Raw genomic sequence first — 16,113 nt, 5'->3', positions numbered from 1 at the left:
CCTTTTTCGGCAGCCGGGCGCCCGTCATTGAGGGCATGCCGGCGCCCGTCGCGGGCCGCTTGCACCCGCCGGGGCGGGCATACTTCACGCATGCCGATTCCGCCGCTCACCCACGCGCTGCGCGTCCTGCACCTGGAGGATTCGGCTCCCGACCACGAGTTGATGCTGGCGTACCTGCGCCACGGCGGCCTCGAACTGCGCTCGCTGCGCGTGGATTCCGAGGCTTCCTTCCTGGCCGCGCTGAAGCAGGACTGGGACGTGGTGGTGTCCGACTTCAACCTGCCGGGTTTTTCCGGCCTGGTGGCGCTCGACCTGCTGCGCGCCAGCGGCCGCGACATCCCCTTCATCCTGGTCTCCGGCGAGATCGGCGAGGACACCGCGGTGGAGGCGATGCGCAACGGCGCCTCCGACTACCTGCTGAAGAACAACCTGGCGCGGCTGGTGCCGGCCGTGCTGCACGCGGTGGAGGCCACCGAGACGCGCCGCGCGCGCGAGCACGCCGACCGCGAGCTGAACAAGTCGCGCCAGCGCCTGCGCGAGCTGGCCCAGCACCTGCAGACCAGCATCGAGCACGAGCGCGCGGCGATCGCGCGCGAGATCCACGACGACGTCGGCGGCTCGCTGACCGCGCTGAAGTTCGACCTCGCCTGGATCGCGCGCCACACCGGCGACGAAGGCGTGCGGCGGCGCGCGCAGTCGGCGCTGGAGACGGTGACGCTGGCCATCGAGTCGAGCCAGCGCATCATGCACAACCTGCGCCCGGCGATCCTCGAGCAGGGGCTGGTGGCGGCGCTGCAATGGATCGCCTCGCGCTTCGAGAAGCGCACCGGCGTCACCTGCGAGGTGCGCATCCCATCGCACGCGCCCGAGTGGCCGCCCGGCGTGCCGTTGGTGGCCTACCGCACCGCGCAGGAGGCCCTGACCAACATCACCAAGCATGCGCAGGCCACGCACGTGCAGATCGACCTCTCGCTGGCCGGCGGCGTGATGTCGCTGGAGATCAGCGACAACGGCCGCGGCCTGTCGCAGCAGGACCTGGCCAAGGCGCGCTCGTTCGGCATCCGCGGCCTGCACGAGCGCGCCGGCACGGTGGGCGGCTGGGTCGACCTGTCCAGCGGCCCGGCCGGCACCACCCTGATACTCTCCGTCCCCTTGAACACGCAGGGCGAGCCGGCGCCGCTGCCGAGCGCGCCCGGCGACGAGCCGGACGATCCTTCGCAATGGGGCACTCTGTGATCAAAGTCATGCTTTGCGACGATCACGCGCTGATCCGGCGCGGCATCCGCGACACGCTGTCGGACGCGCCGGACATCGAGGTGGTCGGCGAGGCCGGCGACTACGGCGAGCTGCGCACGCTGCTGCGCCAGGCGAGCTGCGACGTGCTGGTGCTCGACATCAACCTGCCGGGCGGCCGCTCGGGCCTGGACGTGCTGCACGTGCTGAAGGACGAGGGCCTGCCGATGCGCGTGCTGGTGGTGTCGATGTACCCGGAAGACCAGTACGCGATCCGCGCGCTGCGCGCCGGCGCCTCCGGCTACGTCAACAAGGGCGGCGACCCGGCGCTGCTGGTGGCCGCGGTGCGCACCGTGGCGCAGGGCCGCAAGTACGTCACGCCCGAGATCGCGCAGATGCTGGTCGAGAGCCTGACCGCGCCGGTGGTCGAGAACTCGCACGACAAGCTCTCCGACCGCGAGCTGCAGACGCTGGTGCTGATCGCCTCGGGCAAGCGCCTGTCCGACATCGCCGAGGAGCTCAAGCTCAGCCCGAAGACGGTCAGCGTCTACCGCGCCCGCGTGCTGGAAAAGCTGTCGCTGGCCAACAATTCGGAGATGACGGTCTACGCGATCCGCAACGGGCTGGTCGGTACCTGAGGGCCTTCGGCGGCGGGCCGGCGCAGCGGCCGGGTGCGGCGTCCATCACGCCCGGGCCGACTGGCGCGCCCCCGGGCCGCCACCGCGCCGCCGAAAGCGGTGAAGATCGCGGGCAGCGCCCGACCGTGCCTTCCCGCCGCCGCCCGACCGCATGCTTCTCGCCGTCTGTTTCGCCGTGACCGCCTCGCTGCTGTGGCTGGCCGCCGGCGTGGCCGCGCGCGCCGAGTCGCGCAGCCGGCTGCTGTCGCTGGCGCTGCGCGGCAGCGCCGTGCTGCTGGCGGCCTGCGCGCTGTGGTGGCCGCCGCACCTGCTGCAGGCCGAGGGCACGCTGGCCGCCGCCGCCGGGCCGCGCGCCATGCTCGGCTGGCTGCCGGTGCTGGGCCTCGCGCTGCTGGCGCTGGCCACGGCGCGCGCCGCCGCGGCACGCGCCGTCGCCGGCGCGCTGGCCGGCGGCGTCGCGACGCTGGTGCTGAGCTACGCCTTCGTGATGCTGATGCTGCCGGGCCTGTTCAACATCGTCGCGCCGCTCGGCCGCGTGGCCGGCGAGGGCCTGCCGCTGGTGCTGCTGGCGCTGGCGCTGGTCGTGCTGTTCCTGCCGAGCCGGCGCGCCAGCGGGTTCGGCGCCGCGCTGCGCGCCGGCGGCACGCTGGCGGCCGCCGGCGTGGTGGTGCTGGCGCTGCTGCCGGCCCTGCACCAGCCGGTGCCGGCAGCGGCCTGGCACGAGCTCGCCGTGCTGGCGGTGCTGGGCGCGCTGGCCGGTGTGCTGTGCGCCGTGCTCGGCCCGGGCGCGGAGTCGGACGGCCGGGTGTCGTCCGCCGCGCCGCGCGCGCTGCGCGGCGGGCCCACCACCGACGCGCTGACCGGCCTGCCGATGCGCCAGTTCTTCGAGGAGCGCCTCGCCTCGGCGGCGCGGCGCTGTGAGAGCAAGAAGCAGCGCATGGCGGTGCTGTTCATCGACCTGGACGGCTTCAAGCCGGTCAACGACACCTACGGCCACGCCGTCGGCGACCGCGTGCTGGAGCAGGTCGGCATCCGGCTGCGCTCGATCGCGCGCGCGGCCGACGTGGCGGCGCGTGTCGGCGGCGACGAGTTCCTGATGCTGCTGCCGGGCGTCAGCTCGCAGGATTCGGTGGCGCGCGTGGCCAAGGCGCTGATCGAACTGCTCAGCCGGCCCTACAAGGTCGACGAGCGCGAGGTCAACATCTCCTGCTCGGTGGGCGTCGCGCTGTACCCCGACGGCTGCAAGCCGAACAAGCTGGTGCCGCGCGCCGACGCCGCGATGTACGCCGCCAAGCGCGCCGGCGGCACGCGCCATGCGTTCTTCCTGCCCGAGATGGACCACGACGCGAAGCAGAACTTCGAGCTGGCGCGCGACTTGCGCCGCGCGCTGGCCAACAACGAGCTGGAGCTGTACTTCCAGCCCAAGGTCGATGCGCGCAGCGGGCAGGTCACCGCCGCCGAGGCGCTGCTGCGCTGGAACCACCCGCGGCTCGGCGTCGTGATGCCCGACGAGTTCATCACGCTGGCCGAGCGCAGCGGCCAGATCGGCGCGATGGGCGACTGGGTGATCGAGGCCGCCTGCAAGCAGGCGCGCGCCTGGCGCGACAAGGGCCTGCGCATGCGCGTGGCGATCAACCTGTCGGCCCACCAGATGCGCCAGGACGACATCGCCGACCGCATCACCGAGGCGCTGGAGCGCCACAAGATCCGCCCCTCGCTGCTGACCTGCGAGATCACCGAGTCGACCGCGATGGAGGACACGCGCGCGACGCAGCAGACCTTCCGCCGCCTCGGCGAGATGGGCGTGCACCTGTCGATCGACGACTTCGGCACCGGCCACTCGAGCCTGGCCTACCTGCGCAAGCTGCCCGCCGAGGAGCTGAAGATCGACCGCATGTTCGTGCAGGACCTCGAGCACAGCGCCGACGCGCGCGCGGTGGTCGACGCGGTGGTCAAGCTGGCCCACGCGCTGGGCCTGAAGGTGGTGGCCGAGGGCGTGGAGAACCCGCGCCAGCACCACATCCTCGCCGAGATGGGCTGCGACGAGCTGCAGGGCTACCTGTTCGCCCGCCCGATGACGGCGCGCGCGCTGCTGCTGTGGGCGCTGGGCGACCGCGGCGAGGCGGCGGCGTTCCGCAACTCGCTGTTCGGCGAGACGCGCCAGGCCTCGCGGCTGACGCCGCTGCCGGCGTCGCGCGAGATGCGCGAGGCGCGCCAGGCACCCGAGGCACGCAAGGTGGCCTGAGCCGGGGCTAGCGCGTCGCGCGCCGCCGCACGCAGTCGAGGTAACGCTCGCCGTCCGGCGGCAGCCCGCTGCGCTGCGAGGCCCACACCATCTCGCCCAGGCACTCCATCACCTCGTGCTGCGCCTCGTGCGCCGAGCCGCTCTTGGCGGCCAGCAGCGCGAAGGCCTGCTTGATGCCGCGCGGCTGGTCGATGGCGACCTGCTCGCTGATCGTCAGGTGCATCGACAGGTGCAGGAAGGGGTTGGTGCGGCCGCTCTCGACGTCGTAGACCGCGGCCAGCGCGGCGGGCAGATCGTCCAGCTCGGCGTGGTATTCCGGGTGCTCGGCGATCCAGTCGGCGGCCAGCGCCTCCATCGGCGTCAGCGGCGCGCCCTCGCGGCGCTTGCGCTGCGTCTCGCAGAAGAAGCGCCGCACGTCGTTCTGGGAAGGGGCAAACATCGCAGAATTGTCGCCTCTATGACGCTGTGGAACGTGCCGACCGACTGGCCGCTGATCACCGACGCGGGCTTCTGGGCCGTGGCCGTGCCGGCGGTGCTGCTGATGGGCCTGAGCAAGAGCGGCTTCCTCGGCGGTTTCGGCTCGCTGGCGGTGCCGCTGATGGCGCTGGCCGTGCCGGTGCCGCAGGCCGCGGCAATCATGCTGCCGCTGCTGCTGGTGATGGACGCCACCGGCCTGCAGCAGCTCTGGAGGCATTGCGACCGCGCCCTGCTGCGCCGGCTGCTGCCGGCCGGGCTGATCGGCACGCTGGTGGGCACGCTGCTGTTCGGCGTGCTGAGCACGGCCACGGTGTCGGGCGTGGTGGGCGCGCTGACGCTGCTGTTCCTGGCCCAGCGCCTGGCCTTCCCGCCGCGCGCCGACGCGCCGCCGCCGCCGCGCGCGGCGGGTTTCGTGCTCGGCATCGCCTCGGGCTTCACCAGCTTCGTCGCGCATGCCGGCAGCCCGCCGTTCAACGCCTACGTGCTGCCGCTGCGCCTGAACCCGGTGCGCTACGCCGCCACCGCGGCGGTGTTCTTCGCCGCGGTGAACCTGTCGAAGTGGATTCCGTATGCCTGGCTCGGCCTGATCGACCTGCGCAACATGGCGACCTCGCTGGCGCTGATGCCGCTGGCGCCGGTGGGCGTGTGGTTGGGCATCCGCGCCACGCGGCGCATCGACCCTTCCTGGTTCTACCGCCTCGCCTACGCCGGCATGGCGCTGACCGGCCTCAAGCTGCTCTACGACGGCTTGCGCTGAAGCGCGGCGAGCAGCGTGTCGATGTTGTGCGCCATCAGCTTCAGGTAGCTGTCGGGGCCCTGGCCGGGCAGCGCCAGCGCGTCGGAGTACAGCGTGCCGCCGATGCGCGCGCCGGTCTCCTGCGCGATGCGCTCGATGCTGCGCGGCTCGCTGATGTTCTCGACGAACAGCGCCTGCGCGCGCTGCCGGCGCAGCTCGCGGATCACCGCGGCGACGTCGGCGGCCGAGGCTTCGCTGGCGGTGCTCCAGCGGCGCGGCGCGATGAAGCCGATGCCGTAGGCCTCGCCGAGGTAGCCGAAGGCGTCGTGCGTGGTGACGACGCGGCGCCGCTCGCGCGGGATGGCGCCGAACGCGGCGCGCGCGCGCGCATCGAGCGCGGCGAGCTGCGCGGCATAGGCGTGCGCGCGCGCGTCGATGGCCGCGGCCTGCGCCGGCGCCGCCGCCGCGAGCGCGGCGCGGATGTTCTCGACGTAGCGCTGCGCATGCGCCAGGCTCTGCCAGGCATGCGGGTCGAAGCCCACACCCATGCGGCGCGGCGTGATGCCCCGGGTCGCCACGACCACCGGGCCGCGGTAGCCGGAGCTGCGGACGAGGCGGTCGATCCAGCCCTCGAAATGCAGGCCGTTGACGATCACCAGGTCGGCCTGCGCGAGCCGGCGCGCGTCGGCCGGCGTCGGCTCGAAGACGTGCGCGTCGGCGTTCGCGCCGACCAGCGAATGCACCTGCGCCGCGTCGCCGGCGAGCTCGCGCGCCATGTCGGCCAGCAGCGAGAAGCTGGCCACCACCCGCAGCGGGCGCGCGGGCTGCGCGCGCAGCGGCAGCGCGTGGGTGGCGAGCGTGGCCAGCGTGGCCAGCGTGGCAAGGGCGGTGCGGCGTTTCATCGTCGTCATCATCGTGATCAGGCCACCCGGTGCGCATGCAGCGCGAGGCGCCGCGCCAGCAGGCTGTCGTGCCGCCCCGCCAGCAGCGAGACGACGTAGGCCAGGCCCGCCAGCAGCACGATCGCCGGCCCCGAGGGCAGTTGCAGGTGGTAGCTCAGCAGCAGCCCGCCGGCGGCGCTGGCCAGCGCGATCAGCGCCGCCACGGCGGCCAGGCTCCACACCTCGCGCGCCCAGAAGCGCGCCGCGGTGGCCGGCAGCATCATCAGCCCGACCGCCATCAGCGTGCCCAGCGCCTGGAAGCCGGCGACGAGGTTCAGCACCACCAGGCCGAGGAAGACGAAGTGCAGCGTGCGCTCGGCGCCGCCCACCGCGCGCAGGAAGCCGGGGTCGACGCTGGCCACCAGCAGCGGCCGGTACAGCGCCGCCGTGGCCAGCAGCGTGACGCTGGCCACCGCCGCGACGCCGACCAGCGCGGTGTCGTCCACCGCCAGGATGCTGCCGAACAGCACGTGCATCAGGTCGACCGGCGTGCCGTGCGTCGAGATGATCAGCACGCCGGCGGCCAGCGCGATCAGGTAGAAGGCGGCGAAGCTGGCGTCCTCGCGCTGCGTGGTCACCTGCGCCACCCAGCCGGCCAGCAGCGCCACCAGCAGCGCCGCGGCCAGGCCGCCGGCGCCCATCGCCGGCAGCGAGAAGCCGGCCAGCGCGAAGCCGATCGCCGCGCCGGGCAGCACCGCGTGCGCCATCGCGTCGCCCATCAGGCTCATGCGGCGCAGCACCAGCAGCGTGCCCATCGGCGCGCTGCCCAGCGCCAGCGCCAGGCTGGCCACCAGCGCGCGGCGCATGAAGCCGAATTCGACGAAGGGCTGGACCAGAAGCTCGTACATCAGGCGGCTCGCTCGCAGATGGGTGCCGACTCGTCCCAGCGCTCGGCCATCTGGCGCGCGCGGAACAGGTTGGCGGCGCTCAGCACCTGCGGCGTCGGTCCCCAGGCGACCGGTTCGCGCGCCAGCAGCAGCGCCTGCGGGAAATGCGTGCGCACCAGCTCCATGTCGTGCAGCACCGCGACCACGGTGCGGCCCTCGTCGTGCCAGCGGTGCACCACGCGCAGCAGGTCGGCGCAGGTGCGCGCGTCGATGCCGTTGAAGGGCTCGTCGAGCAGGATCAGCCGCGCGTCCTGCACCAGCAGCCGCGCGAACAGCACGCGCTGGAACTGGCCCACCGACAGCTCGCCGATGCGGCGCCGCTCGAAGCCGGCCAGGCCGACGGCGGCGAGCGCCTCGCGCGCCCGCTCGACGAGCGCCGCGTCGAGCGCGCCGAAGGCGCCGCGGCGCGGCCAGTGGCCGAGCGCGACGAAGTCGAGCACGCCGATCGGAAAGCCGCGGTCGATGTGCGACTGCTGCGGCAGGTAGCCGATGCGGCCGGCGAGCTCCGGCGCGATCTCGATGCGCCCGGCGCTGGCCGGCAGCCGGCCAGCCAGCGCTTCGAGCAGGCTGCTCTTGCCGGCGCCGTTCGGGCCGATCACCGCGGTCAGCGAACCGGCGGCGAACTCGCCGCCCAGGTGGTGCACGGCCGGGTGGCGCTGGTGCGTCACCGTCAGGTCGGCGATGCGGACGGCGCAGTCGCTCATGAGGAACGGGAAGACAGGTCGGCCAGCGCCCAGGCCACCGCGGCCCACAGCAGCACGATCGCGCCCAGCGCCGCCAGCACGCGCGCCGCGGCGCCGCGCATCAGCACGCTGGGGCCTTCGGGGGCGGGCGCGGCGTGGCCGTGGTCGTGTTCGTGGTCGTGCATGTGGACGTGGACGTGACTCATGCCGAAGCCCCCGCGCAATCGGCGCAGCGCCCGCGCAGCGTGATCTCGTGCTGCTCGACCTGGAAGCCCGCCGGCGCCAGCCTGTCGATGCCGCCCGGGCAGGCGTGGATCGGGAAGACGCGGTCGCAGGCCACGCAGTGGAAGTGGTGGTGATGGTGGGCCCGCCCGCGCGCGTGCGCCTGGCCGCAGGGCGCCTCGAAGCGCGCCGGCTGGCCGGGCAGGTCGACCTTGACCACCTGCGCCTCCTCGTGCAGCGCGCGCAACTGGCGGTAGACGGTGGACAGGTTCAGCGTCGGCACCTCGGCGCGCGCCAGCGCGAGGATCTCCGCCGGCGCGAGCGAGCGGCCGCTGCGCGCCAGCGAGCGCAGCACGGCGTCTTTCTGGCGCGTCTGTCGGGTGGGGCGGGGCGAGCGGGCCGGGTGGCCGATGTGGGCATCCATCGCGGACCGCATCTTATTGCAAATGCGATTGCATTTGCCGTGCGCGGGCGAATGCCCTGCCGGCGCCCCGGGGCAAGCCGCTACCATTGCCGCGCAAAGCCCGACCAACACAGACAGACGAGGACGGAGGCCCGCATGCCGGTGATCGTGGTGGCCAACCCCAAGGGCGGCGTTGGCAAGAGTACGTTGTCGACCAATCTCGCGGGCTACCTCGCCTCGCGCGGCCACGCGGTGATGCTCGGCGACGTCGACCGCCAGCGCTCGGCGCTGACCTGGCTGTCGCTGCGCTCGCCGCAGTTGCGGCCCATAGGCACCTGGGACACGCACGGCGACATCGTGCGCCCGCCCAAGGGCACCACGCACGTGGTGCTCGACACGCCGGCCGGCCTGCACGGCAAGCGCCTGGACGAGGTGATGAAGATCGCCGACAAGGTGATCATCCCGATCCAGCCGAGCATCTTCGACATCCACGCCACGCACGCCTTCGTCGCCGAACTGCTGGCGCACCGGCGCAGCGACAAGGTCGAACTCGGCATCGTCTGCATGCGCGTGCGCGAGGGCACGCTGTCGGCCGAGCACCTGCGCGCCTTCGTCGAGAAGCTGAAGGTGCCGCTGATCGGCCAGTTGCGCGACACGCAGAACTACGTGCACCTGGCCGCCCACGGCCTGACGCTGTGGGACGTGGGCGCGGCGCGCTTCGAGCGCGACCAGGAGCAGTGGCAGAGCATCGTCGAATGGGTGGACGCATGAGGCGCTTCGCATCGCTGGAGGAACTCGGCCGCGAGCTGGGGCAGGTGGTCGGCACGAGCGACTGGGTCGAGGTCACGCAGCAGCGCATCGACGAGTTCGCGCGCGCCACCGGCGACCTGCAATGGATCCACGTCGACCCGGTGCGCGCCGCCGCGGGCCCGTTCGGCGGCACCATCGCGCACGGCTTCCTGACGCTGTCGCTGCTGCCGCAGATGGGCGAGTCGGCGCTGGAGATCGGCGGCCTGCGCATGGGCATCAACTACGGGCTGAACAAGGTGCGCTTCCCGGCGCCGGTGCCCGTGGGCAGCCGGCTGCGCGGCCACTTCAAGCTGGTCGGCTTCGAGCCCATCGACGGCGGCGCGCAGATCACCTTCGAGGTCACGATGGAGCGCGAGGGTTCGGCCAAGCCGGTGTGCGTGGCCGAGTCGCTGTCGCGCCGCTACGTCTAGGAGGGCATGCGAGATGAAAGTCCTGCTGATCGACGACCACCCGCTGATCCTGTCGGCGCTCAAGACGGTGATCCAGGGCCTGGGCGAAGGCGTGAGCGTGGTCGGCGCGGCCAGCGCCGCCGAGGCGCGCGCCACGCTCGCCGCCGACGCCGACTTCGACCTCGTGCTGCTCGACCTCGCGCTCGGCGACGCGCACGGCTTCGACGTGCTGCGCGAGTTCCGCGCCCAGTACCCGGCGCTGCCGGTGGTGGTGGTGTCGGCCTCCGACCGCAGCAGCGACGTGATCCACGCCATCGACCTCGGCGCGATGGGCTTCGTGCCCAAGCGCGCCAGCAACGACATCCTGTTCGAGGCGCTGCACGTGGTGATGTCCGGCGGCATCTACGTGCCGCCGATGACGCTGCGCAGCTTCGACGACGCCGCCGCGCCGGCCGCCGCGGGCAGCGTGCCGCAGGCCCTGGCCGCGGTGCGCGAGCACGCCGAGGCCGGCGAGGTGCAGAAGGCGCCGCCGCTGGCCTCGCTCGGGCTGACGCCGCGCCAGACCGACGTGCTGGCGCTGCTGCTGCAGGGCAAGCCGAACAAGCTGATCGCGCGCGACCTCAACCTCTCCGTCGAGACCGTGAAGGACCACGTCGCCGCCGTGCTGCGCGCGCTGAACGTCAGCTCGCGCACGCAGGCCGTGCTGGCGGTCAGCCAGATGACGCACCAGGGCGGCCTGAACGCATGGCGCAATCCGACGACGCGCTGAGCGCCGCGGACACTCCCCCGGCGCGGCCGCCGGCGCCGCCGCGCGAGGCGCTGCTGCCCGACGAGGTGCTGGCGCTGTACGCCTTCACCGCCGCCACGCTGGCCGGGCTGGCCGGCGGCTTCGGCCTGATGCTGATGCTGTTCTGGGCGCAGGCGCGCACGCCGCGCTTCCTCGGCTGGGCGGCGCTGTTCGTCGGGCTGTGGATCGCGCGCATCGTGCTGGCGCGCGCCTTCCGGCGCGCCTTCAAGAGCGGCGCGCCGATGGCGTGGGCGCGCTGGCAGCGGCGCTGGAACGTGCTGACGCTGTGCTCGGCCGCGGCCTGGGGGCTGGCCGGCTGGCTGTTCCACTCGCGCGCCATCGGCATCCAGCACATCGGCCTGATCCTGGTGATCTACACCTTCTGCATCGCGGTGGTGCCGGTGCTCGGCAACCACCCGCGCATGTTCGTCGCCTACGTGACGATCTGCTTCACGCCGCTGATCGTGCGCATCGCGATGGTCGGCGATGCCTACAGCTACCAGCTCGCCGGCATGCTGGCGATCATCGTCTCGCTGACCACCGTGCTGGCGCGCAACTACCGCCACACGCTGCAGCGCCTGCTGGAGCACAAGCTGCGCGCCGACGGCCTGGCCGCGCAACTGCGCGTCGAGAAGGCCGCCGCCGACGCCGCGCGCCAGGAGGCCGAGATCGCCAACCGCGCCAAGACGCAGTTCTTCACCGCCGCCAGCCACGACCTGCGCCAGCCGCTGCACGCGATGGGCCTGTTCGCCGAGGCGCTGCGCCAGCGCACCCGCGAGCCCGAGGTGGCCCAGCTCGTCAACAGCATCAACGCCTCGGTCGACGCGCTCGAAGGCCTGTTCTCCGAGCTGCTCGACATCACCCGCATCGACGCCGGCGGCGTCGACGTGCGTCCGCAGCACTTCGAGTTCGACGACATCCTGCGCAAGCTGCGCCTGCACTTCGAGCCCACCGCCTTCGAGAAGGGCCTGGCGCTGTCGCTGCGCGGCGGCCGCCACGTGATCCATGCCGACCCGCTGCTGGTCGAGCGCATCGTGCGCAACCTCGTCAGCAACGCGATCCGCTACACCAACGACGGCGGCGTGCTGGTGGCGGCGCGCGCGCGCGCCGGCAAGGTGATCGTGCAGGTGTGGGATTCGGGACTGGGCATCCGCGAGCAGGAACAGGCCAAGGTCTTCGAGGAGTTCTACCAGGTGCCCAACACGCCGGCGGTGGCGCCGCACCAGCGCAAGGGCTTGGGCCTGGGGCTGGCGATCGTCAAGCGCCTGGCCGACCTGATGGGCGCGAACATCACGCTGCGCTCGCGCCCCGGCCACGGCACGGTGTTCACGCTCGAACTGCCGGTCGGCGAGCGCGCGCCGCCGCAGCCGGCGCCCGCGTCGGCGCGCGGCGTGCCGGGCCTGACGCTGGCGGGCCGCCTGATCGTGGTGGTGGAAGACGAACCCGCCGTGCGCAGCGGGCTGGAGGTGCTGCTGCAGGGCTGGGGCGCGCAGCTCGCGTCGTTCGACGGCGTGGCCGAGTGCGAGGCCTGGGCGGCGGCCGCCGATCCGGCCGGCGCGCGGCCCGACCTGTGCATCGTCGACTACCGGCTGGAGAGCGGGCGCAACGGCGTCGAGGCGATCACCGCGCTGCGCCGGCGCTTCGGCGCCGCGCTGCCGGCCATCGTCGTGACCGGCAGCACGATGAGCACGCTCGACAAGGAGGCGCAGGAGAAGGACTTCCACCTGCTGCTCAAGCCGGTGGTGCCCAACAAGCTGCGTGCGATGATCGCGTTCAAGCTCGGCGCGCGTGCGCCGCGGTGAACGACACTGAGCGACACGGCAACAAGCGAAGGCGAGGGAGGTTTCGAATGAACTGGTTCGTGGCGGTGCTGAAGAAGTACGCGGATTTCTCCGGGCGCGCGCGGCGCAAGGAGTACTGGATGTTCATCCTGATCTACGTGCTGATCGCCGTCGTCGTCGGCTTTCTCGACGGCATGCTCGGCGACAAGAGCATCCTCAGCGGGCTGCTGGCCATCGGGCTGCTGCTGCCCAGCCTGGCGGTGACGGTGCGCCGCCTGCACGACACCGACCGCAGCGGCTGGTGGATCCTGATCGGCCTGGTGCCGGCCATCGGCGGCATCGTGCTGCTGGTCTTCACGGTGCTGGCCGGCACGCCGGGCAGCAACCAGTACGGCGAAGATCCGCTGGGCGAGGCCGAGCCAGGCTGAGCTCCCGCAGTCGCACGTCGGTATCCAGCGGCCGCCGCGGAACCGGCTCTGCCGGGCCGCTGGCGGCGCCCCCTGGGGAGAGCGCGCGAGCGCTCCGGGGGGGACGTATCAAGCCGGTTCGTACGCCAGCCGCACGTAGATCGGCGCGAAGGCCTCGGCCTGGGTGATCTCGAGCAGGTGCTCGCGCGCCAGTTCGAGCATCGCGATGAAGGTCACCACCAGCACCTGCGGGCCGCGCGTGGTGTCGAACAGGTCTTCGAACAGCGCGAAGCGCCGGCCTTGCAGGCGGCGCAGCACGATGCTCATGTGCTCGCGCACGCTCAACTGCTCGCGCGTGATGGTGTGGTGCTGGTTCAGCCTGGCGCGGCGCAGGATGTCGGCCCAGGCGGCGCGCAGGTCGTCGGGGGCTACGTCGGGGAAGCGCGGCGCGAGCGACTGCTCGATCGTCACCTGCGCGCGCAGGAAGTCGCGCCCCAGCAGCGGCAGCGCGTCGAGCCGCGCGGCGGCGAGCTTCATCTGCTCGTATTCGATCAGCCGGCGCACCAGCTCGGCGCGCGGATCCTCGGGCTCCTGGCCGTCGGCGCTCTTCTTCGGCGGCAGCAGCATGCGCGATTTGATCTCGATCAGCATCGCCGCCATCAGCAGGTACTCGCTGGCCAGCTCCAGGTTGGTGCTGCGGATCTGGTCGACGTAGGCCAGGTACTGGCGCGTCACGTCGGCCATCGGGATGTCGAGGATGTTGAAGTTCTGCTTGCGGATCAGGTACAGCAGCAGGTCCAGCGGACCCTCGAAGGCTTCGAGGAAGACCTCCAGCGCGTCGGGCGGGATGTACAGATCCTGCGGCAGCGCGAACAGCGGCTCGCCGTACAGGCGCGCCACCGCGACGCTGTCGACCTCCACGGGCGGCAGCGCCTGCGCGTCGGGCGTCGGCGGGGGCATGTCGGGCGGCTCGGGCGCCGCCGCGGCCTCGTGGCTCATCGCCGCGCGAAGGCTCAGTGGCCCTTGGTCTGGTAGACGTAGGGCTGCTGCGGCACGCGCGCGGCGCTGTACTCGGCCTGCGCCTCGCGGTCGATGGCCTTGTCCCACAGCAGCGCGCGGCCGGCGCGCTGTTCCTGTTCGAGGGTGGGGCGCTGGGCCTTCAACTGTTCGATGAAGGACGTCACGTCGGACTTGTAGGGTTTCCAGAAGAGCGGCATGGCGGCGATTTTATCCGGCCGGGCCGGCGCCAGGCTTACGCTTCCACCCGGCGCAGGTTGCGCGCGCCGTCGAAGAAGCGGTGCGGCTCGCCGAGCATCCACTTGGCCAGCTCGTCGAGCCGCGCCGAGCCCACTTCCAGCGCGGGCAGGTCGAGCGTGATGGTTTCGAAGCCGTCGAAGTTCATCACCTTGAAGTGCAGCCGCGCATGGTCGTGATCGGGCGTCACCGTCACGCCGAAGCTGAAGTCGACCAGCACCTCGTAGCGCATCTCCTGCAGCTTGTTGTTGTCGGGGTTGCGCAGCGCCTGCGCGTGCACCGGCGCGCCGGCCTGGCGCAGCTTGGCGTCGATCTTCTCGATCTCGGCGACGAAGTCCTTCGCGAAGGCGATCTTGCGGCCGTCGCGCAGCCGGCCGTGCAGCGCGATGTAGTCATAGGCGTCGGTGCCGCGCAGCTTGCGGCGGCGCGCGTCGACCTTCAGCTCGACCATCGGCAGTTGCTCGAACACCGTGCGGCGATCCAGCGCGTAGCGTGTCTTCGACACCGGCTCGAGCACGTCGAGCTGGCGGATCAGCGTGTCGAAGTAGCCGAACACCGTCTTGCAGGCCGCCTCGGTGAGCAGCGCGTTGCGCTCGGCGGCGGCGTTGTCGGTGTTCCGTTCCGCCTTGGCGGCTTCGGCCTGGCGCTTGAGGTCGTCGAGGAATCCCACGGGCGTGGAGGATATCGCAGCGCGCCGCACCGGATTTTCATCAAGAACGGCGGGGCCCTCTGCCAAGATCCGCCGCGATGACCGAGATCGAACTGAAGTTCCAGGTGCCCGAGGCGGCGCGCGCGGCGGTGCAGGCCGCCGTGGCGGGGCGTGGCGGCGCGGCGCGCAGCGTGCGTCTGCAAGCCGCCTACTTCGACACGCCCGACGGCCGCCTCGCCGCGGCCGGCGTGGCGCTGCGCCTGCGCCGCGAGGGCGCGCGCTGGGTGCAGACGCTGAAAGCGGCCGGCGACGACGCGATGACGCGCCTGGAGCACAACGTGCCGCGCCGCGAGCGCACGGCGCTGCCGCCCGCGCCCGAACTCGCGCTGCACGACGGCACGCCGGCCGGGCAGCGGCTGGCAGCGCTGCTCGGGCCCGGCGACGAGCTGGTGTGCCGCTACCACACCGACATCCGCCGCACGCTGCGCGCGCTGCGGCGGCCGGGCGCACTGCTGGAGCTGGCCTTCGACCAGGGCCGCATCGTCGCCGGCGCGGCCTCGCTGCCGGTGTGCGAACTGGAAATCGAACTGCTGCGCGGCGACCCGGCCGCGCTGCTGGATGCCGCACGCACCTGGGTGGCGCGCCACGGCCTGTGGCTGGACGTGCGCAGCAAGGCCGAGCGCGGCACGCTGCTGGCGGCGGGCACGCCGCGCGCGGCGGCGCGCAAGGCGTCCGCGGTGTCGCTGCCGGCGGCGGCCGGCCTCGCCACGGCGCGCCGCGCGGTGCTCGGCGAATGCGTGCAGCAGATCGTCGTCAACGCCAGCACGCTGGCCGGCGGCGACTTCGGCGACGAGCACGTGCACCAGTTGCGCGTCGGCCTGCGCCGGCTGCGCAGCGCGCTCGACCTGTTCGCGCCGCCGGAGGGGCCGCGCGATGCGCTCGACGCCGGCGCGGCGGCGCTGTTCCGCGCGCTCGGCGCGGCGCGCGACCAGGCGGCGATCGTGCAGCCGCTGCGCGCGAGGCTGGCCACGGCGATGCACGAGGCCGGCCTCGCGCTGGCGCCGCCCGACTGGAGCGCGCCGCCGGGCGAGGATCCGGTGCGGGTGCTGCGCAGCACGGCCGCGCAGGCCTGGCTGCTCGACGCGCTGCGCGCCGGGCTGGCCGCGCCGCCGAGCGGCGACGACGCGCCGGCCGCCGAGGCGCTGACCGAACGCCTCGCCGCCTGGCACCGCCGCGTGCGCCGCGACGCCAAGCGCTTCGCCGCGCTGGACGACGAGGCGCGGCACCGCCTGCGCAAGCGCGCCAAGCGCCTGCGCTACGGCCTGGAGTTCGCGCGCGGCCTGCTGGGCGCGAAGAAGACGGCGCGCCTGCTCGGGGCGCTGGCCGAGCTGCAGACGCGCCTGGGCGAGCTGAACGACGCCGGCGTGGCCTTGCAGGCGCTGCGCGAGGCGCCCGCGCCGGATGCGGCCACCGGCTTCGCGCTCGGCTGGCTGGCCGCGCGCCGCGCCGCGCTGGCCGAGGCCTGCGCGCCGGCGCTCGAGGGTTTCATCGCCGCGAAGACATCCTGGTGA

General features: G+C 72.9%; 19 protein-coding genes. 10 read left to right on the top strand and 9 right to left on the bottom strand.

What is annotated here, in order from left to right:
* The first annotated feature begins 90 nt into the window (after positions 1-90).
* From QM792_RS16050 to QM792_RS16040, 3 genes are all read left to right on the top strand, one after another.
* Complete coding sequence (locus QM792_RS16050) at positions 91-1,236, top strand: response regulator (protein WP_415151103.1); 1,146 nt, start codon at positions 91-93, stop codon at positions 1,234-1,236.
* The gene (locus tag QM792_RS16045) at positions 1,233-1,871 is read left to right on the top strand and encodes a response regulator (protein ID WP_415151647.1); all 639 of its coding nucleotides are present in this window, start codon (positions 1,233-1,235) and stop codon (positions 1,869-1,871) included. The genes QM792_RS16050 and QM792_RS16045 overlap by 4 nt, the downstream gene beginning before the upstream one ends.
* 151 nt (positions 1,872-2,022) lie before the next feature.
* Positions 2,023-4,116 (top strand): putative bifunctional diguanylate cyclase/phosphodiesterase, encoded by a 2,094-nt coding sequence (locus tag QM792_RS16040; protein WP_415151102.1) that lies wholly within the window; start codon positions 2,023-2,025, stop codon positions 4,114-4,116.
* 7 nt (positions 4,117-4,123) lie between these two features.
* Here QM792_RS16040 and QM792_RS16035 read toward each other — a convergent pair whose 3' ends face one another.
* Positions 4,124-4,555 (bottom strand): DUF1841 family protein, encoded by a 432-nt coding sequence (locus tag QM792_RS16035; RefSeq protein WP_415151101.1) that lies wholly within the window; start codon positions 4,553-4,555, stop codon positions 4,124-4,126.
* A gap of 18 nt (positions 4,556-4,573) precedes the next feature.
* On the opposite strand from QM792_RS16035, the gene QM792_RS16030 reads away from it, so the two are divergent.
* Positions 4,574-5,350 (top strand): sulfite exporter TauE/SafE family protein, encoded by a 777-nt coding sequence (locus QM792_RS16030; RefSeq protein WP_415151100.1) that lies wholly within the window; start codon positions 4,574-4,576, stop codon positions 5,348-5,350.
* On the opposite strand, the gene QM792_RS16025 is transcribed toward QM792_RS16030, so the two are convergent.
* The 5 genes from QM792_RS16025 to QM792_RS16005 are packed head-to-tail and all read right to left on the bottom strand — an operon-like array spanning position 5,332 to position 8,486.
* Positions 5,332-6,240, bottom strand: coding sequence for a metal ABC transporter solute-binding protein, Zn/Mn family (locus QM792_RS16025; RefSeq protein ID WP_415151646.1), 909 nt, complete (start codon positions 6,238-6,240; stop codon positions 5,332-5,334). The genes QM792_RS16030 and QM792_RS16025 overlap by 19 nt on opposite strands.
* Positions 6,241-6,248: 8 nt before the next feature.
* Complete coding sequence (locus QM792_RS16020) at positions 6,249-7,118, bottom strand: metal ABC transporter permease (protein WP_415151099.1); 870 nt, start codon at positions 7,116-7,118, stop codon at positions 6,249-6,251.
* A complete protein-coding gene (locus QM792_RS16015; RefSeq protein WP_415151098.1) occupies positions 7,118-7,861 on the bottom strand; it encodes a metal ABC transporter ATP-binding protein in 744 nt (247 codons plus the stop codon). The genes QM792_RS16020 and QM792_RS16015 overlap by 1 nt, the downstream gene beginning before the upstream one ends.
* On the bottom strand, positions 7,858-8,046 hold the full coding sequence (locus QM792_RS16010; RefSeq protein ID WP_415151097.1) for a hypothetical protein: 189 nt from the start codon (positions 8,044-8,046) through the stop codon (positions 7,858-7,860). Before QM792_RS16010 ends, QM792_RS16015 begins: the two co-directional genes overlap by 4 nt.
* Entirely contained in the window at positions 8,043-8,486 is a 444-nt protein-coding gene (locus QM792_RS16005) for a Fur family transcriptional regulator (protein ID WP_415151096.1), read from the bottom strand. The genes QM792_RS16010 and QM792_RS16005 overlap by 4 nt, the downstream gene beginning before the upstream one ends.
* A gap of 135 nt (positions 8,487-8,621) precedes the next feature.
* Between QM792_RS16005 and QM792_RS16000 the strand changes: the two genes are divergently transcribed.
* Genes QM792_RS16000 through QM792_RS15980 form a run of 5 tightly spaced genes read left to right on the top strand, consistent with a single transcriptional unit; the run spans position 8,622 to position 12,660 of the window.
* Complete coding sequence (locus QM792_RS16000; protein ID WP_415151095.1) at positions 8,622-9,236, top strand: ParA family protein; 615 nt, start codon at positions 8,622-8,624, stop codon at positions 9,234-9,236.
* On the top strand, positions 9,233-9,685 hold the full coding sequence (locus QM792_RS15995) for a MaoC family dehydratase (protein WP_415151094.1): 453 nt from the start codon (positions 9,233-9,235) through the stop codon (positions 9,683-9,685). Before QM792_RS16000 ends, QM792_RS15995 begins: the two co-directional genes overlap by 4 nt.
* Positions 9,686-9,698: 13 nt before the next feature.
* Entirely contained in the window at positions 9,699-10,433 is a 735-nt protein-coding gene (locus QM792_RS15990) for a response regulator (protein ID WP_415151093.1), read from the top strand.
* A complete protein-coding gene (locus tag QM792_RS15985) occupies positions 10,409-12,253 on the top strand; it encodes an ATP-binding protein (RefSeq protein WP_415151092.1) in 1,845 nt (614 codons plus the stop codon). The genes QM792_RS15990 and QM792_RS15985 overlap by 25 nt, the downstream gene beginning before the upstream one ends.
* A 47-nt stretch (positions 12,254-12,300) precedes the next feature.
* Positions 12,301-12,660 (top strand): DUF805 domain-containing protein, encoded by a 360-nt coding sequence (locus QM792_RS15980; protein ID WP_415151091.1) that lies wholly within the window; start codon positions 12,301-12,303, stop codon positions 12,658-12,660.
* Positions 12,661-12,768: 108 nt separating this feature from the next.
* On the opposite strand, the gene QM792_RS15975 is transcribed toward QM792_RS15980, so the two are convergent.
* From QM792_RS15975 to QM792_RS15965, 3 genes are read right to left on the bottom strand one after another with little or no spacing between them, the layout of a single operon-like run.
* Entirely contained in the window at positions 12,769-13,599 is an 831-nt protein-coding gene (locus QM792_RS15975) for a segregation and condensation protein A (protein ID WP_415151645.1), read from the bottom strand.
* 53 nt (positions 13,600-13,652) lie between these two features.
* Positions 13,653-13,856 carry a DUF3460 family protein gene (locus tag QM792_RS15970; RefSeq protein ID WP_415151090.1) on the bottom strand — a complete coding sequence of 68 codons (204 nt, stop codon included), beginning with the start codon at positions 13,854-13,856 and terminating at the stop codon, positions 13,653-13,655.
* Positions 13,857-13,891: 35 nt separating this feature from the next.
* Complete coding sequence (locus tag QM792_RS15965) at positions 13,892-14,563, bottom strand: hypothetical protein (protein ID WP_415151089.1); 672 nt, start codon at positions 14,561-14,563, stop codon at positions 13,892-13,894.
* A 77-nt stretch (positions 14,564-14,640) separates the two neighbouring features.
* Between QM792_RS15965 and QM792_RS15960 the strand changes: the two genes are divergently transcribed.
* On the top strand, positions 14,641-16,113 hold the full coding sequence (locus QM792_RS15960; RefSeq protein ID WP_415151088.1) for a CHAD domain-containing protein: 1,473 nt from the start codon (positions 14,641-14,643) through the stop codon (positions 16,111-16,113).

Origin of the sequence: Piscinibacter sp. (genome assembly GCF_047600445.1) — a bacterium.
In the GTDB taxonomy this organism is placed as follows: domain Bacteria; phylum Pseudomonadota; class Gammaproteobacteria; order Burkholderiales; family Burkholderiaceae_C; genus Piscinibacter.
The sequence above is the reverse complement of the archived record's forward strand: the minus strand, read 5'-3'. Positions and strand labels throughout refer to the sequence as shown.